At 60.4% G+C, this 23,963-nt stretch carries 22 protein-coding genes and 1 pseudogene; all 23 read left to right on the top strand.

From position 1 onward, the window contains the following. The first annotated feature begins 114 nt into the window (after positions 1-114). Entirely contained in the window at positions 115-1,791 is a 1,677-nt protein-coding gene (gene rpsA, locus SB765_RS19935) for a 30S ribosomal protein S1 (protein ID WP_003252673.1), read from the top strand. An 81-nt stretch (positions 1,792-1,872) separates the two neighbouring features. Beyond that, positions 1,873-2,937 (top strand): acyltransferase family protein, encoded by a 1,065-nt coding sequence (locus SB765_RS19930; protein ID WP_410931809.1) that lies wholly within the window; start codon positions 1,873-1,875, stop codon positions 2,935-2,937. Positions 2,938-3,126: 189 nt separating this feature from the next. After that, positions 3,127-3,423, top strand: a complete 297-nt coding sequence (gene ihfB, locus SB765_RS19925) for an integration host factor subunit beta (protein WP_003252675.1) — start codon at positions 3,127-3,129, stop codon at positions 3,421-3,423. 19 nt (positions 3,424-3,442) lie between these two features. After that, on the top strand, positions 3,443-3,706 hold the full coding sequence (locus SB765_RS19920) for a lipopolysaccharide assembly protein LapA domain-containing protein (protein WP_059395294.1): 264 nt from the start codon (positions 3,443-3,445) through the stop codon (positions 3,704-3,706). 102 nt (positions 3,707-3,808) lie between these two features. Continuing rightward, positions 3,809-5,239: an MBL fold metallo-hydrolase gene (locus SB765_RS19915; protein ID WP_341797862.1), complete on the top strand. Its 1,431-nt coding sequence runs from the start codon at positions 3,809-3,811 to the stop codon at positions 5,237-5,239. Positions 5,240-5,460: 221 nt separating this feature from the next. After that, a complete protein-coding gene (locus SB765_RS19910) occupies positions 5,461-6,507 on the top strand; it encodes an LPS O-antigen chain length determinant protein WzzB (protein WP_410911453.1) in 1,047 nt (348 codons plus the stop codon). Positions 6,508-6,637: 130 nt separating this feature from the next. After that, positions 6,638-7,177: pseudogene (rfbC, locus tag SB765_RS19905) on the top strand (dTDP-4-dehydrorhamnose 3,5-epimerase); the annotation flags it as partial. 57 nt (positions 7,178-7,234) lie between these two features. Then, positions 7,235-7,609: a sugar 3,4-ketoisomerase gene (locus SB765_RS19900; protein WP_226342976.1), complete on the top strand. Its 375-nt coding sequence runs from the start codon at positions 7,235-7,237 to the stop codon at positions 7,607-7,609. After that, complete coding sequence (locus SB765_RS19895; RefSeq protein WP_341797864.1) at positions 7,602-8,072, top strand: acyltransferase; 471 nt, start codon at positions 7,602-7,604, stop codon at positions 8,070-8,072. Before SB765_RS19900 ends, SB765_RS19895 begins: the two co-directional genes overlap by 8 nt. Then, positions 8,065-9,171, top strand: coding sequence for a DegT/DnrJ/EryC1/StrS family aminotransferase (locus SB765_RS19890; protein WP_410931808.1), 1,107 nt, complete (start codon positions 8,065-8,067; stop codon positions 9,169-9,171). The genes SB765_RS19895 and SB765_RS19890 overlap by 8 nt, the downstream gene beginning before the upstream one ends. A gap of 9 nt (positions 9,172-9,180) precedes the next feature. Continuing rightward, a complete protein-coding gene (locus SB765_RS19885; RefSeq protein ID WP_410931807.1) occupies positions 9,181-10,452 on the top strand; it encodes an O-antigen translocase in 1,272 nt (423 codons plus the stop codon). A gap of 3 nt (positions 10,453-10,455) precedes the next feature. Beyond that, positions 10,456-11,889 carry a hypothetical protein gene (locus SB765_RS19880; RefSeq protein WP_410931806.1) on the top strand — a complete coding sequence of 478 codons (1,434 nt, stop codon included), beginning with the start codon at positions 10,456-10,458 and terminating at the stop codon, positions 11,887-11,889. Between the two features lie 2 nt (positions 11,890-11,891). Beyond that, entirely contained in the window at positions 11,892-13,157 is a 1,266-nt protein-coding gene (locus SB765_RS19875) for a hypothetical protein (RefSeq protein WP_410931805.1), read from the top strand. Then, positions 13,117-13,965 carry a hypothetical protein gene (locus SB765_RS19870; RefSeq protein ID WP_410931804.1) on the top strand — a complete coding sequence of 283 codons (849 nt, stop codon included), beginning with the start codon at positions 13,117-13,119 and terminating at the stop codon, positions 13,963-13,965. The genes SB765_RS19875 and SB765_RS19870 overlap by 41 nt, the downstream gene beginning before the upstream one ends. Continuing rightward, entirely contained in the window at positions 13,962-14,669 is a 708-nt protein-coding gene (locus SB765_RS19865; RefSeq protein WP_410931803.1) for an acyltransferase, read from the top strand. Before SB765_RS19870 ends, SB765_RS19865 begins: the two co-directional genes overlap by 4 nt. After that, entirely contained in the window at positions 14,666-15,757 is a 1,092-nt protein-coding gene (locus tag SB765_RS19860) for a glycosyltransferase family 4 protein (RefSeq protein ID WP_410931802.1), read from the top strand. Before SB765_RS19865 ends, SB765_RS19860 begins: the two co-directional genes overlap by 4 nt. Then, positions 15,747-16,856, top strand: coding sequence for a DUF1972 domain-containing protein (locus tag SB765_RS19855; RefSeq protein WP_341797871.1), 1,110 nt, complete (start codon positions 15,747-15,749; stop codon positions 16,854-16,856). The genes SB765_RS19860 and SB765_RS19855 overlap by 11 nt, the downstream gene beginning before the upstream one ends. Beyond that, positions 16,856-17,845: a UDP-glucose 4-epimerase family protein gene (locus tag SB765_RS19850; protein WP_410931801.1), complete on the top strand. Its 990-nt coding sequence runs from the start codon at positions 16,856-16,858 to the stop codon at positions 17,843-17,845. Before SB765_RS19855 ends, SB765_RS19850 begins: the two co-directional genes overlap by 1 nt. Next, positions 17,842-18,855, top strand: a complete 1,014-nt coding sequence (locus SB765_RS19845; protein WP_410931800.1) for an MraY family glycosyltransferase — start codon at positions 17,842-17,844, stop codon at positions 18,853-18,855. Before SB765_RS19850 ends, SB765_RS19845 begins: the two co-directional genes overlap by 4 nt. Before the next feature lie 58 nt (positions 18,856-18,913). Continuing rightward, positions 18,914-20,911, top strand: a complete 1,998-nt coding sequence (locus SB765_RS19840; protein WP_341797874.1) for a polysaccharide biosynthesis protein — start codon at positions 18,914-18,916, stop codon at positions 20,909-20,911. 102 nt (positions 20,912-21,013) lie between these two features. After that, positions 21,014-22,084 carry a dTDP-glucose 4,6-dehydratase gene (gene rfbB / locus SB765_RS19835; RefSeq protein WP_341797875.1) on the top strand — a complete coding sequence of 357 codons (1,071 nt, stop codon included), beginning with the start codon at positions 21,014-21,016 and terminating at the stop codon, positions 22,082-22,084. After that, positions 22,081-22,977: a dTDP-4-dehydrorhamnose reductase gene (gene rfbD, locus SB765_RS19830; RefSeq protein WP_341797876.1), complete on the top strand. Its 897-nt coding sequence runs from the start codon at positions 22,081-22,083 to the stop codon at positions 22,975-22,977. The genes rfbB and rfbD overlap by 4 nt, the downstream gene beginning before the upstream one ends. A gap of 5 nt (positions 22,978-22,982) precedes the next feature. Further along, positions 22,983-23,864 carry a glucose-1-phosphate thymidylyltransferase RfbA gene (gene rfbA, locus SB765_RS19825; protein WP_341798861.1) on the top strand — a complete coding sequence of 294 codons (882 nt, stop codon included), beginning with the start codon at positions 22,983-22,985 and terminating at the stop codon, positions 23,862-23,864. Positions 23,865-23,963 lie beyond the last annotated feature (99 nt).

Below are 23,963 nucleotides of genomic sequence, written 5' to 3'. Positions count from 1 at the left end.
AGCAGGCAGGGGCACCAGTCAACGTCCTGCCAGCTTTCCTTTACTTAAAACGAACCCACATTGTCTGGAATGTGGTTATGGGCGTTTGTTTCGCCCGAATCTACAGGAATTAAAATGAGCGAAAGCTTTGCAGAACTCTTTGAAGAAAGCCTGAAAACCCTCAATCTTCAGCCGGGTGCCATCATCACCGGTATCGTTGTCGACATCGACGGCGACTGGGTTACCGTACACGCTGGCCTGAAGTCCGAGGGCGTCATCCCGCTCGAGCAGTTCTACAACGAAGCTGGCGAGCTGACCATCAAGGTCGGTGACGAAGTTCACGTTGCGCTGGACGCGGTCGAAGACGGCTTTGGCGAAACCAAGCTGTCCCGTGAAAAAGCCAAGCGCGCCGAGTGCTGGATTGTTCTGGAAGCAGCTTTCGCCGCTGAAGAAGTGGTCAAGGGCGTTATCAACGGTAAGGTTAAAGGCGGCTTCACTGTCGACGTTAACGGCATCCGTGCGTTCCTGCCGGGCTCCCTGGTTGATGTCCGCCCTGTGCGCGACACCACCCACCTCGAAGGCAAAGAGCTGGAATTCAAGGTCATCAAGCTGGACCAGAAGCGCAACAACGTTGTTGTTTCGCGTCGCAGCGTGCTGGAAGCCGAGAACAGCGCCGAGCGCGAAGCCCTGCTGGAAACCCTGCAGGAAGGCCAGCAAGTCAAAGGTATCGTCAAGAACCTCACCGACTACGGCGCATTCGTGGACCTGGGCGGTATCGACGGCCTGCTGCACATCACCGACATGGCCTGGAAGCGCATCAAGCACCCTTCGGAAATCGTTAACGTTGGCGACGAAGTCGACGTACGCGTTCTGAAGTTCGACCGCGAGCGTAACCGCGTTTCGCTGGGTCTGAAGCAGATGGGCGAAGATCCGTGGGTAGCTATCACTGCCCGTTACCCAGAAGGTACTCGCGTACAAGCTCGCGTTACCAACCTGACCGACTACGGCTGCTTCGCTGAGCTGGAAGAAGGCGTTGAAGGTCTGGTACACGTTTCCGAAATGGACTGGACCAACAAGAACATCCACCCGTCGAAAGTCGTTCAGGTTGGCGACGAAGTGGAAGTCATGGTTCTGGACATCGACGAAGAGCGTCGTCGTATCTCCCTGGGCATCAAGCAGTGCAAGTCCAACCCATGGGAAGACTTCTCCGGCCAGTTCAACAAGGGTGACAAGATCACCGGTACCATCAAGTCGATCACCGACTTCGGTATCTTCATCGGCCTGGACGGCGGCATCGACGGCCTGGTTCACCTGTCCGACATCTCCTGGAACGAAACCGGCGAAGAAGCCGTACGTCGTTTCAAGAAGGGCGACGAGCTGGAAACCGTCATCCTGTCGGTCGACCCAGAGCGCGAGCGCATCTCCCTGGGCATCAAGCAGCTGGAAGACGATCCGTTCTCCAACTTCGTTGCTGTCAATGACAAGGGCGCTATCGTCAAGGGCATCGTGAAAGAAGTTGACGCCAAAGGCGCCATCGTCACCCTGGCCGACGACATCGAAGCTACTCTGAAAGCTTCCGAAATCAGCCGTGACCGCGTTGAAGACGCGCGTAACGTTCTGAAGGAAGGCGAAGAGATCGAAGCCAAGATCATCAGCGTTGACCGCAAGTCCCGCGTTATCAGCCTGTCGATCAAATCGAAAGACGACGCTGAAGAGCGTGAAGCCATCCAGAGCCTGAAAAACGCTCCGGAAGCGGCTGCCGACACCACCATGGCTGCGCTGCTGCGCGAAGCAATGGCCAAGCAGAACTGAGTTCTGTTTGATCGGTAAAAAAGGGCGACCCTCGGGTCGCCCTTTTTTTATGTCTGAAATGCGTCAGCCGTGGGGGTGTTCATGTTGATGTTTGGCGACGTTATGAAAGGTCGCGGGCGTGATAATAATTTTCTGATCATCCGGTTGCTGGCGGCGACCGCTGTGGTGATTGGGCATTCTTTTGCGCTTTCCTATCTGGAGTGCCTGAGTTGCGCGGACCCGGCGATGCAGCTGGGCATGCCGGTGCCCGTCCACAGCCTTGGGGTGGAAGTGTTCTTCGTGGTCAGTGGGTTCTTGATCGCTGCCAGCGGTGAGCGCAATAGCGCCAGGGATTTCTACCTGGCACGCGCGCTCAGAATCCTGCCTGGTCTGGTGATGTGCCTGTTGCTCATGGCCTTTGTGCTAGGGCCTGCCGTTACCTCGCTGCCGCTTGCCGAGTATTTTTCGCAAGCCCAGGTATACAAATACTTCTACAGCCCGCTGCTGATTTTCAAAGATGCCCAGTTCGTACTGCCTGGGGTGACCTTTACCCCGCGTTTCCAAGGGGTTTCGGTCAATGGCAGTTTGTGGACCATTCCGCTGGAAATGCGCATGTACCTGGTATTGGGAGTGGTGGTGCTTGTAGCCAGGCTTTTCCGGTGGCCAATGTCGGGGCTGACGCTTGCGGCACTCTTGGTTGCGTTGGGGTTGCATGCCTGGCATCCGGCATTTGCAGCGTACCCATTCAAGCTGGTGGTGTGTTTCCTGGCGGGGTCGGCATTCTATTCGTGCCGAGCGGTGATACCGCACACCGGGTGGCTGTTGCTTGGCTGCGTCGCGTTATTCTTGCTGAGCAAGGGAGGGCGTTTTGAGGTGTTCGCGTTCGCCATCCTGACGATTTACGCCACGCTTTATTTTGCGTATTGCCCGCAGTTGAAGCTGCCTTCGGTGGTGCAGGACTACTCCTACGGTATCTACCTGTATGCGTTTCCGATTCAGCAGATTTTGGCGGGGGCGATGCCGTGGGCCGGGCCATATTGGCTAATGCTGGTTGCAGTGCCGGCCTCGTGGGTGGCGGGGTATGCGTCGTGGCAGCTGGTGGAGAAGCCTGCGCTGGCGATACGAAAGCGCTTTTCGCAGGAAAGTCTTCGGCAGCAATTGGCGTGAGAGAGGGGGCCGGGAGCCGGCATGCCGGCGATGGGGCGGTTCCTGGTAACCCCTTCGGCTAGACCATTCTTGTAAAACTTCAATCTTGAATTTTTTTATTAAGTCAAGAACCGCCCTGTTCAAATCCCTCCCGGCGTGCTACAAACTGGTTAAGCAATGATCTAGCTGCTTGATAACGAAGGGAAAAATATGACGAAGTCGGAGCTGATCGAACGTATTGTCACCCATCAGGGGCTGCTCTCGTCCAAGGATGTGGAGCTGGCCATCAAGACCATGCTTGAGCAGATGTCACAATGCCTTGCCACTGGTGATCGCATCGAGATTCGCGGTTTTGGCAGCTTCTCGCTGCATTATCGCGCCCCGCGCGTGGGTCGTAACCCGAAGACCGGCCAGTCGGTCAGCCTCGAGGGCAAGTTTGTGCCGCACTTCAAACCCGGCAAAGAGCTGCGTGACCGGGTCAACGAAGAAGACGAGGCTGAAGCCTGAGCAATCAAGGAGCATTCTGATGCGTAACCTCAAGCGCGCCCTGGCGGCGGTGTTCGTGCTGCTGTTGGCGGCTGTGGTGCTGTTCTTCGTGCTGGAGAACCAGCAAGCCGTGTCGCTGGTCCTGTTCGGTTGGGCTGCGCCGGAAATGCCGGTTGCCGTGCTGGTATTGGCCGCCCTGGTCATTGGCTTGGCAGTAGGGCCGTTGCTGGGGGCCTACGGCGTGCAGCGCAGCAAGCGCAAGATCAGGGAGTCTGCCCGTCAGGCGGCACTGAGCAGCAACTAAGGAAGTTTCCTGCACCTACTTAGGAAAGTTTCACCTATGCACGCACCGGCCGTCATGGAGTAATAGCCCACTTCATTTTCGGCCCCGGCGAGTGTGCGCAGCATGGAATACCCCAGCCTTTCCCATCACGGTGGTACCCGTGGTGTCACCGGGTCTTGCCACCAGCTGCACCTTGATTCAGCCACCAGTCTGCTGATCGACTGCGGGCTTGAGCAGGGGAGCGAGGCTGCACCGGGTGCCGAAAGCGCGGCGCTCGGTTTCGACATACAGGGCATCCAGGCCCTGGTTGTTACCCATGTTCATCTCGACCACGTTGGCCGCATTCCTGCGCTGCTGGCCGCCGGCTATCGCGGCCCTATCCTGTGCAGCGAGCCATCCGCCCGGCTGCTGCCGCTGGTACTGGAAGATGCCTATAAGCTAAGCATCAGCAGCGAGCCTGCGCAGGTGTCGCGGTACATCGATTTCATCCGTGAGCTTATCGTGCCGCTGACTTTTGAGCGGTGGCACGCGGTGGTCGAGCGCCCTGGCCTGGTTTGCCGTATTCGCCTGCAGCGCGCCGGGCATCTGCTGGGTTCGGCTTATGTCGAGTGCGACATGCAGCATGAGCTAGCCAATACCCGCTATGTGTTTTCGGGCGACCTGGGTGCCTGTGGCAACCCGTTGCTGCGCCCGGTCCAGCCTCCGGAGCGTGCCGACGTACTGGTGCTGGAAAGCACCTATGGCGACCGCCTGCATGCGCAGGCCGGCGACCGCAGGCAGCGGCTGGAAGCCGCCATCGATCGCGCCTTGGCCGACAAAGGTACCATCCTCATCCCGGCTTTTAGCCTGGGGCGCACCCAGGAGCTGTTATACGAGCTCGAAGACATCCTTCATCGCAAGGCTTTGTTGGGCGGCGCTGGTCCCGGGCCTGATGGCGACCCGCTCGACTGGTCGCAGTTGCCCATCATCCTCGACTCACCCCTGGCCCAACGCATCACCAGCGTGTACCGGGAGCTGCACGACTACTGGAATGTCGAAGCCAGGGCGCGCCTTGCAGAAGGGCGCGACCCCCTGGGCTTCAGCCAGCTGATCAGCGTGGACTCCCATGCCCGACACCAGCAGGTGGTCAACTACCTCAAGAGCACCGGCCGGCCTGCGATCGTGATTGCCGGCAATGGCATGTGCTCGGGTGGGCGTATTGTCAATTACCTCAAGGCCATGCTGGCGGATGCGCGACATGAGGTGATGTTTGTGGGGTATCAGGCCAAGGGCACGCCAGGGGCGATGATACAGGCCGGCGAAGGCGCAGAGGGGGTTGTGCAGATCGATCTGGATGGCCAGATGTATGAGGTGTGGGCGAAGGTCATGACGCTGTCAGGGTACTCGGCGCACGCTGATCAGGCAGGCTTGCTGCAGTTCGCGCTCGGTGGCCCGGTGCAGCCAGGCAAGGTGCTGCTGGTGCATGGCGAAAAAGCCGCGAAAACCACGTTGAAAAAAGCCCTGATGCAGCGCGCCGCGCGCGAGGGTGCTGGGCTGGAGGTGTGCATACCCTGAACCCTTGGTCTGACTATGGAGTGCTGGCCGACGCAAGGCGGGAACTAATCACGCTAGCGTTTATCTACTGCGACTAACCCTGGCGCTGGATGTGTAAGATGTTGGCATAATGCCGCTACACTCAAGAGGCGTGCGCCTGGTCGGGTTCCGGGCAGTCGCTCGTGATGTTTTGGTATGCCAGAAACCGTGTACACAGTCAGACCCAAGGAAAAACACAAGAAATGCGCAATGACCTTGAGCGCCGCAGTAACGAAAGTGAAGAAGTTGACCTGTTGGAGTTTCTGGAAGGGGTGTGGCGGCAAAAGCTTCTCATCTTTCTGGTAGCGCTTGTAGTCACTGCAGTTGCACTGGCTTATGCACTGTTGGCGAAACCGGTTTACGAGGCTAAAGTATTTCTGGCAGCACCGGCGACCAGTGATATCGCCGATCTCAACTATGGCCGTACCAGCCAGACCGGGTTGGAGCCTTTCACGTCGCGTAAGGTTTTTGATATCTTCGTCGAACATTTGAACGGTGAAACCCTGCGTCGTCAGTTCTTCAAGGAAGTTTACTTGCCTTCCGCAGATGCGGGGCAGGGGACGCAAGGTGCATTGTATGCCGCGTTCAATGGCTCCTTTGATGTCGTGCAACTGGCAGGTGAGCCGCCGCGTGCCTATGTCGCCTTCCGTGGGCGTGATCCTGTCGTGGCTTCACAGTGGGCTGCTGCCTATGTCGAGAAGGCCAGCGCCGCCGCCAAGGCCGAGCTGTTGCAGGATGCCACCCGAGAGGCCGATGTCCGCGCAAACGCCTTGCAGCTGGAACTCGACAACCTGCGTGAAAACGGCCAGCGACAACGTGAAGACAAAATTGCCCGGTTGCAAGAGGCACTGCGTATTGCAAATGCCATTGGCCTGGAAAACCCCCCGCTGATAAACGGCGAAATCTCCAAGGCGTTGTCGTCAAAAATGGATGGCGAGCTGACTTACATGCGTGGCAGCAAGGCGTTGGCCGCCGAGATTGCCAATTTGCAGCAACGGAAAAGTGAAGACCCGTTCATTCCTGAACTCAGCGAAATAAAAACCAGAAAGCAGTTTTACCAAGGGTTGGTTGCCGCGAAGCGTAATGTAAGTGTGTATCAGCTTGACGGCACGATAGAACAACCAGATGTACCGATTAAACCTAAGCGGAACTTGATCGTTGCCTTGGGTGTGATTGTTGGACTGGGCCTGGGTTGCCTGATCGCTACCCTGAGATATGCCGTACAGAATTTGCAAAGACGCCGGGCCTGACCCGGGAAACGAACAGCATCGCGCACGCCACATTTTGCGCGAGACATTTGCCGTGCAAACGGTGAAACTGCACTAATAAAGGGGGGCGGCGCGACTGGCCCCGACAAAAAATCATGCCAAAGGTTTACCGATGAAGCTTGTTCAAACGAACATTCCCGATGTAGTCATAGTCGAGCCCGCCGTGTACGAGGATGATCGCGGGTGGTTCACGGAAACCTTCAATGAAACACGCTTTCATGGCGCATTGCTTGAGCTGGGCTTGAGCAAGCCCCGTGCGTTCGTCCAGGACAACCACTCGATGTCTCATCGCGGTGTGCTGCGCGGGCTGCACTTCCAGCGTTCGCCGAATGCCCAGGGCAAGCTGGTGAGGGTAGTGCGTGGTGCGGCCTATGACGTGGCGGTCGATATCCGCCCTGGCTCTCCGACGTTCGGGCAGTGGGTAGGTGTTGAGCTGACCGAACACAATAACCGCATGCTGTGGATTCCCGAAGGGTTCGCGCACGGGTTTATTGCCCTCGAGGACGAAACACATTTTCTGTACAAGACAACGGATGTGTACAACAAGGATGCCGAAGGCAGTATCCATTGGGATGACCCCGACCTGGCGATTGAATGGCCAATGCGCGACGGCCTCATTGTCAGCGAGAAGGATAACCAGGCCCCGTCGTTCCGCCACCACCTGAACGTTGCGGAGGAAGGGGCGCTTGCCCAGACCGAGCTGTTCAAGGTGCTGGGTGATCATCGTGGCCAGTTGGTAGCCCTGCAAGCCTTGGATAACGTACCGTTCGCCATACAGCGCGTGTATTACCTGACCGAAACGCTGCCAGGGGTTTCCCGTGGCTTCCACGCCCACAAGGCACTCAATCAGCTGGCAATCTGCGTGTCAGGGCGTTGCCGGATGGTCATGGATGATGGCACCACCCGCACAGACCATTGGCTGGACGCGTTCAACAAGGGCATCCTGATTCCGCCCATGGTCTGGCACGAAATGCATGATTTCAGCCCGGACTGCGTGCTGCTCGTACTGGCCGACGCCCATTACGACGAGGCCGACTACATTCGTGACTACACCTCGTTCACGGAGCTGAAGCGCAATGCCTAGCATTCATCAACTGGCCGATGTGAAAAGCGACTTCATCGGTGAAGGCACCCGGGTGTGGCAATTCGTGGTGATCATGAAAGGTGCGCAGATCGGGCGTAATTGCAACATCTGTGCGCATACCCTTATTGAAGGTGATGTGGTGCTGGGTGATAACGTGACGGTGAAGTCCGGTGTTTACCTGTGGGACGGTACCCGCATTGCCGATGACGTGTTCATCGGCCCCAATGCCACCTTTACCAATGACGCGATGCCGCGCTCCAAGGTTTACCCGGAGCAATTCAGCGGTATTACGCTGGAGCGTGGCGCCAGCATTGGTGCCAATGCGACCTTGCTGCCAGGCATTGTCGTTGGCGAGTACGCGATGGTGGGCGCAGGGGCAGTGGTGACCAAAGACGTCCCGCCTTATGCCGTTGTTGTAGGGAATCCAGCAAAAATTATCAGGGTGATAGACCGCAATGGTTAAGTTTCTCGATCTGCAAGGTGTGAATGCGCAATACCGTCAGGCGTTGATCGATGCCTGCACCGAGGTCATCGACTCGGGCTGGTACATCATGGGCGAGAAGCTCAAGCAGTTTGAAACCCAGTTCGCCAGCTACTGCGGGGTAAAGCACTGCATCGGCGTGGCCAACGGCCTGGACGCGCTGACCCTGACCTTGCGGGCCTGGAAGCTGTTGGGGCGTATCGCCGAGGGCGACGAGGTACTGGTACCTGCCAACACCTACATTGCAACCATCCTGGCGATTACCGAGAACAAACTGGTACCCGTGCTGGTGGAGCCTGATGAAGGCAGCTTCAATCTGGGCGCGCACAACCTGGCGCAAGCGCTGACCCCGCGTACCCGTGTGATCATGCCGGTGCACCTGTACGGCCGGCTGGCCGACATGCCGGCGATCAACGCATTCGCCGGGGAGCATGGCCTGCTGGTGCTTGAGGATTCTGCCCAGTCGCACGGTGCCGAGCTGGATGGGCGCCGGGCAGGGGCGTGGGGCGATGCCTCGGGCTTCAGCTTCTACCCAGGCAAGAACCTTGGCGCGCTGGGTGACGCCGGTGCAGTCACCACCAACGACGATGCGCTGGCCGACACCCTGAAATCGCTGCGCAACTATGGTTCGCATGTGAAGTACATGAACATGTACCAAGGGGTCAACAGCCGCCTGGACGAACTGCAAGCTGCGTTGTTGAGCGTCAAGCTGGCGTACCTGGACAACGAAACCCGCCTGCGCCAGCAAGTTGCGCAGCAGTATCTGGCCGGCATCGACAACCCGGCGATCCAGTTGCCCGACCCGGGCGTCGCCGGCCAGCACGCCTGGCACCTTTTTGTGGTGAGAAGTGAATGCCGTGAGCAGTTGCAGCAGCATCTGGCTCAACAGGGCGTGCAAACGCTGGTGCACTACCCGATACCGCCGCATCGGCAGCAGGCCTACCCGCAGTTGGCCGACCTTTCGCTACCGCTGACCGAGCGGCTGCATGAGCAGGTACTGAGCCTGCCCATGGACCCGACCCTGACTGTGGCCTCTATCCAGCACGTCATTGACGCCTGCAACAGCTTTTCGCGTCCTTGAGTGCCAGGTATGACCCTGATCAGAACTAGTCTTCTCAATGCGATAGCGGTTGCGGTAAAGATGGCCACCTTGCTTGGCCTTAACAAAGTGCTGGCCCTGTATGTGGGGCCGGCCGGTTACGCGGCCATCGGCCAGCTGCAGAATGCGGTGACCATGTTCACCACCCTGGCCAGTGGTGCCGTCAGCACCGGCGTTACCAAGTACACGGCGGAATTCGCCGAACAGCCCGACGAGCAGCGCAAGATATGGAGAACCGCCGGCACGCTGTCGGTGGTGGTTTCGCTGCTGCTCGCAGTACTGATCATGGGACTGCGCAAGCCATTGGCCAGCTGGTTTTTCAATGACGAATCGCTGGCGTCGGTGCTGGTCTGGTTTGCCGCCACGCTGGTGTTCTTTGCCTTCAACTCGTTATTGCTTGGCGTGCTCAACGGCAAGAAGGATGTGCCCCGCTATGTGCTGGCCAATATCCTCGGCAGCCTCATTTCGCTGGTGGTCACCTGTGCGCTGACCATCCAGCTTGGGCTGTACGGTGCGCTTGTGGCGCTGGCGGTGTATCAGTCGCTGAGCTTCGTGGCCACCCTGGTTATCTGCATGCGCACGCCCTGGTTCCACCTTGGCGACTTTTTTGGCGGGCTGGACCGTCAGGCCCTGAGGCGGCTGTCGAAGTTTGCGCTGATGGCCGTGGTCACGGCCTGTTCCCTGCCGGTTTGCCACGTGTTCCTGCGGGACTACCTGGGCAATACCTTTGGCTGGGAGCAAGCGGGATACTGGGAAGCCATGTGGCGCCTGAGTTCGGCGTACCTCATGCTGATCACCACCACCTTGGCGGTGTATTACCTGCCGCGGTTGTCCGAACTGAAGGATGCCGGTGAGCTGCGCAGGGAGATTCTGCAGGGCTACAAGCTGATCCTGCCCATGACCATAGTGGCCGGGCTGATCATCTACCTGCTGCGCGACTTCATCATCCAGGTGCTGTTCTCCGAATCGTTCCTACCCATGCGCGAGCTGTTCGCCTGGCAGATGGTGGGCGACAGCCTGAAGATCGCCAGCTGGCTGATGGCCTACCTGATGCTGGGCAAGGCCTTGACGCGGCTGTACCTGGTGACGGAAATCCTCGCCACTTTGTCGCTTTACGCCCTGACCGTGTACCTCACGCAACTCTGGGGGTATGAGAAGGTCACACTTGCCTACGCGGTTAATTACCTGTTGTACGCAATCGTCATGTATTTCACGGTTTTCCGGCGTTTGTCGTCGATTGTCGCTGATTCGGCACGGAGCTGAGCAATGAAGCAAGTGGTTGAGCAGCTGCACGCCCGGATACTGAAGGCAGCACCAGGGCCGGCTTTGGCTCAGGCGCAAGTCTATGGTGCACTGCTGTGGGCCGTGGACCTGGACATCTACGAGGCCGCAGCGCTGGAGCGCCATCTGGTAGCCCAGTGCACCAGCCTGGTCACGGTACCGGTCGCCAGCGGCACATCCCGGGGCTGGCTGCACGTGGTCAGCGAACCCTACCTGCAAGGCGGGCACACCCGTTTGATGGAGCGCCTGGCGCACATGCACGAGGGCTCCGTGGACCTGCTGGTGGCGCGCAGCGCCAAACCCCAGGTAATCGAACGCCTGAATGACTACTTCGCCCACATCGAAGTGGCGCGGGGTGATGACCCGTGCGCGCGGCTGCAATCCATCGTCGACACCCTTGCCCAGTACGACAAGGTGGTGCTGCACATTCACCCTGACGACATCATCACCACGGTCGCCTGTGGCCTGCTGAAGCAGCAGCGTGGCGCCGCGGTGACAGTTTATTTCGTCAACCACGCCGACCATGTGTTCAGTTTCGGCGCTTCAGTGGCTGATGTGTATTTCGAGATCAGCGCCTACGGGCACCACCTCGACAAGAAAAAACACCTCGCCTGCCAGAAGAGCTTCCTGGCGATACCGATCGAAACCAGCGGCGCAAAAGTGCCGGACGCCGCGCCTGCGCATGAGCGGATCAAGGTGTTCAGTGCCGCCTCGGCGGCCAAGTACAAGCCCCATGGCGGCCTGGACATGCGCCCGTCGATCACGGCTATTCTCGACAGGTTCCCGAACGCAGAGTGCTGGATCATTGGTGCCAACCCGCTGACCAACACCTGGTGGTGGACAGTGAAGCTGCGTTACCCCACGCGCTTTTTCATCCGCCGTCACCTGCCGTACAAGGACTACCTGGCGTTTGCGGAAAAAGCCGACTTTTATCTGGACAGCTACCCTATACCCGGCGGCACGGCGTTCGCTGAACAACTGCTCAAGGGCCGGCGCTGTGTCGGGTTGGTTGCGCCCATTCAGGGCTATTCACCCGCAGACAGCCTGAAGGTAGCCAGCGTCGACCAACTGCTGGCCAGCATCGAGCAACCGCGGCCCAGTGCACCGGTGGTCGAAGCCGTGAAGCAGGTGAACTCGCTAGAAGCCGTGAAAGCGCGCTACCTGGCTTGCATCGAGCGTGGCGAATACAGCGAAAACCAGCTGGCGACCATGCTGCCGTGGTCGGGCAACCTCGATTTCATGAAACCGACAGGTAAGGTCACTAGCATGGTGCCTGCGGATGTCTTCGACGCCTTGTGCCGTATGGACACAAAGCTGGCGTTGCGAGCGCTGCTTTCCTACGCCTGGGTGCCGCGCATCAAGATCCTCATCAAGGTCACGCTGTTGCGGCTGGCCAGGTTTGCCAAAGCGCGAGGGTGAGTGTGATCAAGATCTTTATCGGCGTGTTGTTCGGCCTGCTGTTCTTCAGCGACTTTGCAGTGCTGACGCTCGGCCTGGGCAGTGCCTTTGCCGGTTGGCGCGAAATGATCAGCCTGCTGATGATCATGTGGCTGCTGTTACGGGCACTGGCCAGCATCACAGCGCGGGGTGTGGTCAACCTCGAGGTGGGGCGGTCGTTACTGATCCTTTTGTTCTTCGCCTTCCTGTACCTGCTGTTCGGTGACCTGAGCGCAGGGTCGTTGCGCATGTTCCGCGCATTGGCCGTGCCGGTGTTTATCGGTATGGCCGTGGCCATCTGGGCACAGGCGGTGTCGACCGAGAAGAAGCTGCGCCATGTGTACTGGTCGGTGCTGGCCATGAGCGTGCTCACCGGCGTGTATGCGCTGTACCAATACCTGACCATCGCCTCGGCCGAACAGTTCTGGTACTGGCCGCTGCTTACCGCCAAAGGTTATGAACTGCAGCCGTACAACTCGATGCGTGACGGGCTGCCGCGGGTTTCCGGCTTCTTCACCGGCACTCTGGAGTTTTCCGCCGTCATTCTCAATACCGCCGCCATGACGCTGGCCGTGTTGCTCAGCGGGCGCCACTGGTCGCTTACCCGGCGCCTGTTGCTGAGCGCCGCGTTTTTGCTGCTGTGCGGGTTGATTGCGATCGGTTCGGTGCGCACGGCCATGATCGGCCTGGTGTGCATCTGCGCGATGCTGGTGGTGGCGCGGGTGCTGCGTACGGCCTGGCTGATTTCGCTGCTGGGTTACCTGCAGTTCGTTGGCCTGACCGTGGCGATCTTTGCCTACCTGTCGATGGGTTACACCCAGGACTTGTCTGCGTTGGACCGTGAGCGCCAGTGGCTGCACATGTACGAGGTGCTGAGCGCGCACCCCATGGGCTATGGCTTTGGTTCGGTGGGCCCGGGCCAGCCGTACTGGTTCGATTCGTTCTGGCTCAACCTGCTGGCCACCTGCGGCTGGGTTGGCGGGCTGATCATGGCCGGGTTGATTCTGTGGTATCACAAGCTGGTGACGATCATCGTCCGGGACAGGCCGCATGCCAGCGCATGGAAGAACGGTTTGGGCAACTTCGTGATTGCCAGTTACCCGTTCTTCCTGAGCTCGTTCTTTTTCCAGTCCTATACGAACAGTGTGGTCCTTTACATATTCGCGATCGTGGTGATGGTGATCATTGGTGAAAACAGAAGAACAAAAGTTGAGCTTGGCCGTACTGATCGTTCTGTATCGGAAAGCTAGCCAGGACTCGATTGCCCTGCAGTCGCTGCTCGCACAAAAGGCACTGCTGCAGGATGAGGGTGTCGACCTACAACTGCATGTCTGGAACAACTCTCCCGGCATGGCGCAGCCGTGCCCGGGCGTACGTTGGTACGAGGCGGACAACCAGCGGCTGTCGGTCATCTACAATCAGGTGGCCAAAGAGGCATTTGCCGCCGGGGTCGAGCTGTTCATGATCTCGGACGACGACACCAACTACTCGAACATTCGCCTGTCCAGTTGCCTGACGCAGATCGGCCAGGTGCGCAGTGCGCCGGGTGGCGACCAGGTGGGCGTGTTCATGCCCCGCCTGGTCAGCCATGGGCAACTGGTCAGCCCCGGCCAGCGCTGGTTGTTCATGGGCCGTCTTACCCCCGATGTGGCCCCTGGCCTGGTGAACTCGAAAAACCTGCTGGGTATCAATAGCGGCCTGATTTTCACCCGCCAGTGCTTCCAGCGCATGACGCCTTTCTATGACGAGCGGTTGCGCTTCTATGCCACCGATACCGATTTTTTCATCCGCTACGAGGGGTATTTCCCCAAGGCCTGCGTGCTGGATGTGGAAATTGCCCACGACCTGTCCGAACACAGCGCCGATACCCCGGAGCGTGCCTTGTTCCGCTTCGAGGAAATGATCCACGGCCTGCGAATCAGCTTTCATTCCCACAGCCTGCTGCAGCGGGGCCTGCTGGACCTGTACCTGGTCTATGCTGCCTTTCGCAAAGCGCTGGCCTATCGTCGCCCGGCTTTCATCAAGGCCTTGTTTACCCAGGTGAGGGCCGTGAAATGATGCATGCCTTGCTCGAAAAACTGGTGTTGGTGGTTAAAAAGCGCCCAATGGTGATCGACCGGCGCATCTCGTCGGGCTACCTGCTGGGGCTGATCGTGAGCAAGCTGGTAATGGCCTGTCGCGGGGTGATCCGGCTTCGCCAGCGGCGGCTGGCGTTCATCGGCTCGGGAGTGACACTGAAGGAAGTGGGCAAGATCCAGTACGGGCCTGGGCTGGTGATCGACCAGGGCTGCTTCGTCGATGCCTTGTCCAATGACGGCATTCGCTTCGGCACTGCGGTATCGCTGAACAAGCACATCATCATCGAGTGCACCGGCAGCCTGGCCAACATCGGCAAGGGCCTGGTAATTGGCGACAACGTCGGCCTGGGCGCCGGTTGCTTCCTGGGTTGCGCCGGCGGTATCGAGATTGGCAGCGACACCATCATCGGCAACTTTGTCAGCTTTCATTCTGAAAACCACAACTTCGAAGACCCGCTGCAACCCATCCGCCTGCAGGGCGTGACCCGTCAAGGCATCAAGGTTGGCCGCAACTGCTGGATCGGCGCCAAGGTGACCGTGCTCGATGGCGCGGTGATCGAAGACGGTTGCGTGTTTGCCGCGGGGGCCGTGGTGGCTGCGGGTGTGTACCGCAAGAACTCGATTTATGGCGGTGTGCCGGCCAAGTTCATCAAGGTGCGCATCGCAGAAGAAGGGGTGGCATGAAAACGTTGCACTTTGTTCATTTGCTGAATGATTACAGTGGTAGCCCCCGGGTACTTAACCAGACCATCACCGCGCTGCAGCAAAGTGGGGCCGACTGCACCCTGCATGTGGGCAGCAGCGGCCACGGCGTGCTCGACGAACTGCAGGTGCGCACGTGCAAGTTTGCCTACAAGCGTTTCGACAACCGCTGGCTGACACTGCTGGCGTATGCCGGTTCGCAACTGGCGCTGTTTTTCAGCCTGCTGCGCAAGGTGCGCCCCGGGCACGTTGTGCTGATCAATACCATGCTGCCCTTCGGTGCGGCGCTGGCTGCCCGCTTGCGCGGTGCCAAAGTGGTTTACCACGTGCACGAAACCTCCATTCGGCCTGCGCTGCTCAAGGCGTTTCTGCGGCGGGTGATTGCCGGCTGTGCCAGCAAGGTGGTCTACGTGTCGAAGTACTTGCAGGCACAAGAGGGCGTTGCCGGGGTGCCAGCGGTGACTGTTTACAACGGCCTGGCCGAGGGCTTCCAGCAGCAGGCGATGGCCACGGCGTACCAGCATCTTCATGGCGGCCGCTTCAATGTGCTGATGCTGGCGTCGCTGAAGGGCTACAAGGGCGTTGACGAGTTCGTCGCACTGGCCACGGCACTGGCTGCGGACCCGGTGCTCAAGTTCAACCTGGTGCTCAATGCCAGCGCCCAGGAAGTGGACACTTATTTCGCCGGCAAGGTATTGCCGAAAAACCTCACCCTCAGCCCGGCCAGCGCCGATGTGGCGAGGTTCTACCGCGAAGCCAGCCTGGTGCTGAACCTGTCCCATGTGGATGGGTGGGTCGAAACCTTTGGCCTGACCATTCTCGAGGCGATGGCCTTTGGTATCCCGACCATCGTGCCCCCGGTAGGCGGCCCGGTGGAGCTGGTCAGTGATGGGGCAGAGGGTTATCAGATCGACTCGAAAAACCACCAACAGCTGGTGCGCACGGTTGCGCGCCTGTCGCAGGACCCACAGCTGTGCCAGGCATTGTCTGAGCGCGCACGCATGAAAGCGAGTGAGTTTTCCACCGCCAACTTCCAGAAAAATATCGTGATGGTGTTTGATGACCTATAAGATTGCAGTAATTGGTACGGTAGGTTTGCCCGCCCAATACGGTGGCTGGGAAACACTGACCGAACAATTGGTGCGCAACCTGCCGGGTGACTGCGAGCTCACCGTGTACTGCAGCGCGCCGCATTACCCCGAGCGCCCGAAGTTTTTCGAACGTGCCCGCCTGGTCTACCTGAACCTCAAGGCCAATGGCGTACAAAGCATTCCGTACGACGTGCTGAGCATGCTGCACGCCTACCGCAAGCATGACCTGATGCTGATCCTGGGGGTTTCCGGCTGCATCGCCCTGCCATTCATGCGCCTGCTGACGCGCAAGCCGATCGTGGTGAACATCGACGGCTACGAATGGAAGCGCGCCAAATGGTCCAACTTCGCCCGCTGGTTCCTGAAGCTGTCTGAAGCCGTGGCCGTGCGCTTTGCCCACGCGGTCATCACCGACAACAAGGTGCTGCAGGAGTATGTGACCGCCGAATACAACAAGCCCAGCGAACTGATTGCCTACGGTGGTGACCAGGCCCGGGCCGGCCAGCCAAGCGAGCAAGCCCGCCAGGCGTACCCGTTCCTTGGTGCGCCTTACGCCTTCACGGTGTGCCGCATCGAGCCGGAGAACAACATCCACGTCATTCTCGAGGCCTTTGCCGGGTCTGGCATGCCGCTGGCGATCATCGGCAACTGGAACCACAGCGAATACGGCGTGCAACTGCGCAAGCAGTATGAAGGGGTGAGCAACATTCACCTGCTGGACCCGATCTACGACGTAGAGCAACTGAGCCCCCTACGCAGCAATGCCACGGTATACCTGCACGGCCACAGCGCCGGCGGTACCAACCCGTCGCTGGTCGAGGCCATGTGGCTGGGCTTGCCGGTAGTGGCCTTCGATGTGTCGTTCAACCGTGCCACTACCGAAGACCAGGCGCTGTACTTTGCCGACAGCACGTCGCTGCGCAACCACGTACAGACGCTGCTGGGCGATGCTGACGCTCGTGCGCAACTGTCGACGCACCTGCATGAAATTGCCAACCGCCGTTACCGCTGGTCGGTGGTAGCGGAGCAGTACCGCAGCGTGTTCACCCGATTGCTGGGCCGGGCGGGGAGAGGTTGATGGCCGGGCAAGGCAACGCACAATGCCCAGGCATCCTGGTCACCGGCGGTAGCGGTTTTGTCGGCAAGGTGCTGCTGCAGCGGCTTGCTGCAGACGCGCGCCGGGCGCCACGGGCCTTGGTGCGGAAGTTGCCCGGGCAGCCGCTGGAGGGCGTGGATTACCGTGCATTCAGCGAGCTGTCGGCGGTGGACGTTGCGTCCGGGCACTTCGACCAGGTGGACACCGTTATCCACTTGGCTTCCCGCGTGCACGTGATGCACGAAACCGCCACCGACCCACTGGCCGAGTTCCGCCGGGTAAACGTTGAAGGCACCCTGAACCTGGCTCGGGCTGCGGTCCAGGCAGGTGTACGGCGCTTCATCTTTGTCAGCTCGGTGAAGGTGAATGGCGAGACCACCGACGGCCGCCAGCCCTTCAGCGCGGACGAGGCGCCAGCGCCTTCAGACCCCTACGGCATCTCCAAGCGCGAAGCCGAAGACGGGCTGCGCCAGCTGGCAGCGCAAAGCGGGCTGGAAGTGGTGATAGTACGCCCGGTGCTGGTGTATGGACCTGGGGTGAAAGCCAATTTCCGCAGCATGATGAACTGGCTGAGCAAAGGCGTGCCGCTGCCGTTTGGCGCCATCCACAACAAGCGCAGCCTGGTGGCCCTGGATAACCTGGTGGACTTGCTGGTGACCTGCATCGACCACCCGGCCGCCGCCAACCAGACGTTCCTGGCCAGCGATGGCCACGACCTGTCCACCACCGAGTTGCTGCAGCGGCTGGGCAAGGCACTGGGCAAGCCCGCCAGGTTGCTGCCCGTACCTGCCAGCTGGCTGAAGGGGGCGGCGACCCTCGCCGGCAAGGGCGGCCTGGCGCAGCGCCTGTGCGGGTCGCTGCAGGTAGACAGTGGCAAAGCCCGTGAACTGCTGGGCTGGCAGCCCCCGCTGGATGTGGACCAGGCTCTGCGGGCCACGGCACTCAATTTTTTGAAAGGGCAAGACAAATGACGGTCTGGTGGCTTATTCCCCTCGTCGCAGGGGCATCCCTGCTTTTGACTGCTGCGCTACGGCGCTACGCCCTGAACAAGCAGATCATCGACGTGCCCAACGCGCGTAGTTCGCACACCGTGCCCACCCCCCGGGGCGGTGGCGTGGCCATTGTGCTGAGCTTCCTGGCCTGCCTGCCGCTACTGGGCATGGCCGGTGCCGTGCCGCTGGCGCCGCTGGTCGCCATTGGTGGGGCAGGGGCGTTGATCGCGGTAATCGGCTTCATGGACGACCACGGCCACATCGCTGCCCGCTGGCGCCTGCTTGGCCACTTCGCCGCCGCCGCGTGGATGCTGTACTGGCTGGGCGGCCTGGCGCCGCTGCAGGTGTTCGGCTTTACCCTCGACCTGCAGTGGTTCGGCTTCGTTCTTGCGGCGTTCTACACCGTGTGGATGCTTAACCTGTATAACTTCATGGACGGCATCGACGGCATTGCCAGCGTCGAAGCGGTCACCGCCTGCCTGGGTATGGTGCTGCTATCGGCCCTGGCCGGTGTGCCGCAATTGATGGCACTGCCGCTGTTGCTGGCTGCGGCAACGCTGGGTTTTCTGTTCTGGAACTTCCCGCCGGCCAAGATCTTCATGGGCGATGCCGGCAGTGGCTTCCTTGGCATTGTACTGGCGGGCTTGTCGCTGCAGGCTGCCTGGGCTTCGCCGCAATTGTTCTGGTGCTGGCTGATTCTGCTGGGCGTGTTTGTCGTAGATGCCACCTTCACCCTGATCCGCCGCTTGCTGCGCGGTGACAAGGTGTATGAAGCGCACCGCAGCCACGCCTACCAGTTTGCTTCTCGTCACTATGGCAAGCACCTGCCGGTAACCCTGGCGGTGGCTGCGATCAACCTGTTCTGGCTGCTGCCAGTTGCCCTGTGTGTGCTGTTGCTGGGCCTGGACGGCGTGTGGGGTGTGATCATTGCCTACCTGCCATTGGCATATCTGGCCGTGCGCTGGCGCGCCGGTGAGCTCGAACACTAGCTAAAGTGATAGGACGAAGACAGTAGACATGTCAGGTTGGAAAGCCCTAAGAGGTTCTATGGATAAGCTGCGCTCAAGACTGCTTGGACTACCTAGACGCCACAAACGGCTGATTCAGGTAGCGGCTGATGTGATTCTGGTCTGGTTCGCGCTGTGGCTGGCGTTTGTCGTGCGCCTGGGCATCGACGACCTGGCCAACCCTGTTGTGGACCACACCTGGTTGTTCATCACCGCGCCGATCATCTCGATCCCGTTGTTCATCCGCTTTGGCCTGTATCGGGCAGTCATGCGCTATTTCGGCAATGACGCACTGATCGCCATTATCAAAGCCGTGACACTGTCGGCGCTGATCCTGGGCTTCATCATCTACTGGGCCAGCAACCATCAAAACGTGGTGCCACGCTCGATCACCTTTAACTACTGGTGGCTGAGCCTGATCATGGTCGGCGGCCTGCGCCTGGCCATGCGCCAGTACTTCCTCGGTGACTGGTTTGCCACCGCCGTACAGCATGTGCCCTTTGCTAACCGCAACGATGGCCTGCCGCGGGTTGCCATCTATGGCGCCGGCTCGGCCGGTAACCAGCTGGTTGCGGCCCTGCGCATGGGCAAGGCCATGCGCCCGGTAGCGTTCATCGACGACGATGGCAGCATCACCGACCGGGTGATCGCCGGCCTGCAGGTGTACCAGCCAGAACAACTGCAACGCATGATCGACGACACCGGCGCCGAAGAAATCCTGCTGGCGCTGCCCTCGGTCAGCCGCAGCCGCCGCCGCGAAATCCTCAACCTGCTCGAAGGCTACCCGCTGCACGTACGCAGTGTGCCCGGTTTCATGGACCTGGCCAGCGGCCGGGTCAAGGTGGACGATATCCAGGAAGTGGACATCGCCGACCTGCTAGGGCGCGACGCGGTGCCTGCACAAGGTGACCTGCTGCAGCACTGCATCATCGACCAGACCGTAATGGTGACCGGTGCCGGTGGCTCGATCGGCTCCGAGCTGTGCCGCCAGATCCTGGGGCAGGCGCCGCGTACCCTGCTGTTGTTCGAACACAGCGAATTCAACCTGTACACCATCGCCGGCGAGCTGGAGCAGCGCATCCTGCGCGAAGGCCTGGCCGTGCAGTTGATCCCGATACTGGGCTCGGTCCGCGACCAGGCCAAGATGCTCGACGTGATGCGCGCCTGGCAGGTAGACACCGTCTACCATGCCGCCGCGTACAAGCATGTGCCCATTGTCGAGCACAACATTGCCGAAGGCCTGTCGAACAATGTGTTCGGCACCCTGTACACCGCCCAGGCGGCGCTGCAGGCTGGCGTGTCGAACTTCGTGCTCATTTCCACCGACAAGGCCGTGCGCCCCACCAATGTGATGGGCAGCACCAAGCGCCTGGCCGAAATGGTGCTGCAGGCCCTGAGCAACGAGCTGGCGCCGGTACTGATGGGCGATACCGGCAATGTGTCGCAGGTGAACAAGACCCGTTTCACCATGGTGCGTTTCGGTAACGTGCTGGGCTCGTCGGGCTCGGTCATTCCGTTGTTCCACAAACAGATCAAGAACGGCGGGCCGCTGACGGTGACCCACCCGAAAATCACCCGCTACTTCATGACCATCCCCGAGGCTGCGCAACTGGTGATCCAGGCCGGCTCCATGGGGCAGGGCGGCGATGTGTTCGTGCTGGACATGGGCGAGCCGGTGAAAATCGTGGAACTGGCCGAAAAGATGATTCACCTGTCCGGCTTCAGCATCCGCTCCGAGCGCAACCCGCTGGGCGACATCGCCATCAACTTCACCGGCCTGCGCCCCGGCGAGAAACTGTACGAAGAATTGTTGATCGGCGACAACGTGATTGCCACGCGCCACCCCATGATCATGAGCGCCAACGAAGACTACCTGACCTGGGATGTGCTGAAGCAGCGCCTGGATGCACTGCGTACCGCGACCGCGGCCGATGACTTTGCCACCGTGCGCCAGCTGCTGCGCGACACCGTAAGCGGCTATGTGCCGGGCGGGGAAATTGTTGACTGGTTGTACCAGCGGCGGCGCCTGGAGCCCTGAACGCTGAACTGATAAATAGAACAGGCGTTGCCGGCAAAGCAACGCCCACATGAACTTCAAACGCAGTGAAGTTTGAAAGCGGCAATTGGGAAGAACTGAACGATGACTATTCTGGTAACTGGTGGTGCGGGCTTCATTGGCGCGAACTTCGTGTTGGACTGGCTGGCCGCCAGTGACGAGCCCGTGGTCAACCTCGACAAGCTCACCTATGCAGGCAACCTGCAAACCCTGAGCAGCCTGCAAGGCGACAAGCGCCACATCTTCGTGCACGGCGATATCGGTGACTCCGAGCTGGTAGCCCGCCTGCTGAAGGAGCACCAGCCGCGCGCCATCGTCAACTTCGCTGCCGAGTCCCACGTCGACCGCTCGATCCATGGCCCGGAAGACTTCATCGAAACCAATATCGTCGGCACCTTCCGCCTGCTGGAAGCCGTGCGCGCCCATTGGGGCGGCCTGGATGAACAGGCCCGCCGGGCGTTCCGCTTCCTGCACGTGTCCACCGACGAAGTGTATGGCTCGCTGGCTGCCGACGAGCCGGCCTTCACCGAAACCCACCAGTATCAGCCCAACAGCCCGTACTCGGCCAGCAAGGCCGCCAGCGACCACCTGGTGCGCTCCTACCACCACACCTACGGCCTGCCGGTGCTGACCACCAACTGCTCGAACAACTACGGCCCGTACCACTTCCCGGAAAAGCTCATCCCGCTGATGATCGTCAACGCCCTGGCTGGCAAGCCATTGCCGGTTTACGGCGACGGCCAGCAGATCCGCGACTGGCTGTACGTCAAGGACCACTGCAGCGCCATCCGCCGTGTGCTGGAAGCCGGCACCACCGGTGAGGTGTACAACGTGGGCGGCTGGAACGAAAAGCCCAACCTGGAAATCGTCAACCGCGTGTGCGCCCTGCTGGACGAGCTGCGCCCCCGCGCCGACGGCAAGCCTTACGCCGACCAGATCACCTACGTGACCGACCGCCCCGGCCATGACCGCCGCTACGCCATCGACGCCCGCAAGCTGGAGCGCGAGCTGGGCTGGAAACCCGCCGAAACCTTCGAGACCGGCATTCGCAAAACCGTAGCCTGGTACCTCGACAACCAGGACTGGGTGCAGAATGTACAGTCCGGCAACTACCGCGATTGGGTAGAGAAAAACTACGCAGGGCGTTCGGCATGAAGATTCTGCTACTGGGCAAGGACGGCCAGGTAGGTTGGGAGCTGCAACGCAGCCTGGCCCCCTTGGGCCAGGTGCTGGCGCTGAACAGCCGCAGCCAGGTGCACTGCGGTGACCTGGCCAACCTGCCAGGCCTGGCCGAAACCGTGCGCGCCTACGCCCCTGATGTCATCGTCAACGCCGCCGCTTACACCGCCGTCGACAAGGCCGAAAGCGACCGCGATCAAGCCTTCAAGGTAAACGCCGAAGCCGTCGGCGTGCTGGCCCGCGCCGCCGCCGACTGCGGCGCACTGCTGGTGCATTACTCCACCGACTACGTGTTCCCGGGGCAGGGCACCCAGCCTTGGCGCGAAGACGACAACGTCGGCCCGCTGAACACCTACGGCGAAAGCAAGCTGGCTGGCGAGCAAGCCATCCAGGCGGCCGGCTGCCAGCACCTGATATTCCGCACCTGCTGGGTGTATGCCGCCCGCGGCAACAACTTTGCCAAGACCATGCTGCGCCTGGCCGCCGAACGCGACAGCCTGGGCGTGATCGACGACCAGCACGGCGCCCCGACCGGTGCCGAACTGATCGCCGACATCACCGCCCACGCCATCACCGCCACCCGCCGCAACCCGGCCCTGGCCGGCCTGTACCACCTGGCGGCCGGCGGTGAAACCACCTGGTGCGGCTACGCCCGCTTCGTGCTCGAGCAGGCGGCGGCACAAGGGGTAGCGTTGAAAGCCCACGCCGAACAGGTCAACCCGTTGACCACCGACGCCTACCCGACGCCTGCCAAGCGGCCATTCAACTCACGTCTTGATACCCAAAAACTGCAGAAGGCTTTTGCCCTGACCCTGCCAGACTGGCGCCAGGGAGTGGCCCGCATGCTCACGGAAATACACGAGAAATGACCACTATGAACCGTAAAGGCATCATTCTGGCGGGCGGGTCGGGTACCCGCCTGCACCCGGCGACCCTGGCAATTTCCAAGCAGCTGCTGCCGGTGTACGACAAACCGATGATCTACTACCCGCTGACCACGCTGATGCTGGCGGGCATCCAGGACATCCTGATCATCTCCACCCCACAAGACACCCCACGCTTCGAGCAACTGCTTGGCGACGGCCACCAGTGGGGCATCAACATCACCTATGCCGTACAAGCCTCCCCGGACGGCCTGGCACAGGCGTTCCTGATCGGTGAAGACTTCATCGGCAACGACCTGTCGGCGCTGGTGCTGGGCGACAACATCTACTACGGCCATGACTTCCAGCAGTTGCTGCGCAACGCCATGGACCGAGACGACGGCGCCAGCGTGTTCGCCTACCACGTGCACGACCCGGAGCGTTATGGCGTGGTCGAGTTCGATGACACGGGCAAGGCCATCAGCCTGGAAGAAAAGCCCGCCAAGCCGAAGTCCAGCTATGCCGTGACCGGGTTGTATTTCTACGACAAGGACGTGGTCGAGATTGCCAAGGGCATCAAGCCGTCTCCCCGTGGCGAGCTGGAGATTACCGATTTGAACCGGGTGTACCTGGAGCAGAACCGGCTTTCGGTGGAGATCATGGGGCGCGGGTATGCCTGGCTGGATACCGGGACGCATGACTCGTTGCTAGAGGCTAGCGGGTATATCGCTACGATTGAGCGCCGGCAGGGGCTGAAGGTGGCTTGCCCGGAAGAGGTAGCGTACAGGCAGGGGTGGATTGGGGCGGAGCAGCTGTTGAAGCTGGCTGAACCATTGGCCAAGAATGGGTATGGGCAGTATTTGAAGCGGTTGGTGGGGGATAGGGTTTATTGACTCTCTAAGCTTACTTTTTGAGTGGTGTAGGTACTTTATCAGCACTCTGTAGCACAGCTTCGGTCATGCAGAAAGCCCCCCTCTTGTGAGGGGGGCTTT

The organism is Pseudomonas sp. SIMBA_067 (genome assembly GCF_046534675.1).
GTDB classification, from domain to species: domain Bacteria; phylum Pseudomonadota; class Gammaproteobacteria; order Pseudomonadales; family Pseudomonadaceae; genus Aquipseudomonas; species Aquipseudomonas putida.
The sequence above is the reverse complement of the archived record's forward strand: the minus strand, read 5'-3'. Positions and strand labels throughout refer to the sequence as shown.

What these genes read in the sequence shown, in the direction of transcription:
- SB765_RS19845 (WP_410931800.1), top strand. Translation starts at nt 17,842, where the DNA reads ATGACGGTCTGGTGGCTTATTCCCCTCGTCGCAGGGGCATCCCTGCTT.
- SB765_RS19920 (WP_059395294.1), top strand. Translation starts at nt 3,443, where the DNA reads ATGCGTAACCTCAAGCGCGCCCTGGCGGCGGTGTTCGTGCTGCTGTTG.
- SB765_RS19930 (WP_410931809.1), top strand. Translation starts at nt 1,873, where the DNA reads ATGTTGATGTTTGGCGACGTTATGAAAGGTCGCGGGCGTGATAATAAT.
- SB765_RS19880 (WP_410931806.1), top strand. Translation starts at nt 10,456, where the DNA reads ATGAAGCAAGTGGTTGAGCAGCTGCACGCCCGGATACTGAAGGCAGCA.
- SB765_RS19860 (WP_410931802.1), top strand. Translation starts at nt 14,666, where the DNA reads ATGAAAACGTTGCACTTTGTTCATTTGCTGAATGATTACAGTGGTAGC.
- ihfB (WP_003252675.1), top strand. Translation starts at nt 3,127, where the DNA reads ATGACGAAGTCGGAGCTGATCGAACGTATTGTCACCCATCAGGGGCTG.
- SB765_RS19840 (WP_341797874.1), top strand. Translation starts at nt 18,914, where the DNA reads ATGGATAAGCTGCGCTCAAGACTGCTTGGACTACCTAGACGCCACAAA.
- SB765_RS19895 (WP_341797864.1), top strand. Translation starts at nt 7,602, where the DNA reads ATGCCTAGCATTCATCAACTGGCCGATGTGAAAAGCGACTTCATCGGT.
- rpsA (WP_003252673.1), top strand. Translation starts at nt 115, where the DNA reads ATGAGCGAAAGCTTTGCAGAACTCTTTGAAGAAAGCCTGAAAACCCTC.
- SB765_RS19885 (WP_410931807.1), top strand. Translation starts at nt 9,181, where the DNA reads ATGACCCTGATCAGAACTAGTCTTCTCAATGCGATAGCGGTTGCGGTA.
- SB765_RS19890 (WP_410931808.1), top strand. Translation starts at nt 8,065, where the DNA reads ATGGTTAAGTTTCTCGATCTGCAAGGTGTGAATGCGCAATACCGTCAG.
- SB765_RS19865 (WP_410931803.1), top strand. Translation starts at nt 13,962, where the DNA reads ATGATGCATGCCTTGCTCGAAAAACTGGTGTTGGTGGTTAAAAAGCGC.
- SB765_RS19855 (WP_341797871.1), top strand. Translation starts at nt 15,747, where the DNA reads ATGACCTATAAGATTGCAGTAATTGGTACGGTAGGTTTGCCCGCCCAA.
- rfbD (WP_341797876.1), top strand. Translation starts at nt 22,081, where the DNA reads ATGAAGATTCTGCTACTGGGCAAGGACGGCCAGGTAGGTTGGGAGCTG.
- rfbB (WP_341797875.1), top strand. Translation starts at nt 21,014, where the DNA reads ATGACTATTCTGGTAACTGGTGGTGCGGGCTTCATTGGCGCGAACTTC.
- rfbA (WP_341798861.1), top strand. Translation starts at nt 22,983, where the DNA reads ATGAACCGTAAAGGCATCATTCTGGCGGGCGGGTCGGGTACCCGCCTG.
- SB765_RS19915 (WP_341797862.1), top strand. Translation starts at nt 3,809, where the DNA reads ATGGAATACCCCAGCCTTTCCCATCACGGTGGTACCCGTGGTGTCACC.
- SB765_RS19850 (WP_410931801.1), top strand. Translation starts at nt 16,856, where the DNA reads ATGGCCGGGCAAGGCAACGCACAATGCCCAGGCATCCTGGTCACCGGC.
- SB765_RS19910 (WP_410911453.1), top strand. Translation starts at nt 5,461, where the DNA reads ATGCGCAATGACCTTGAGCGCCGCAGTAACGAAAGTGAAGAAGTTGAC.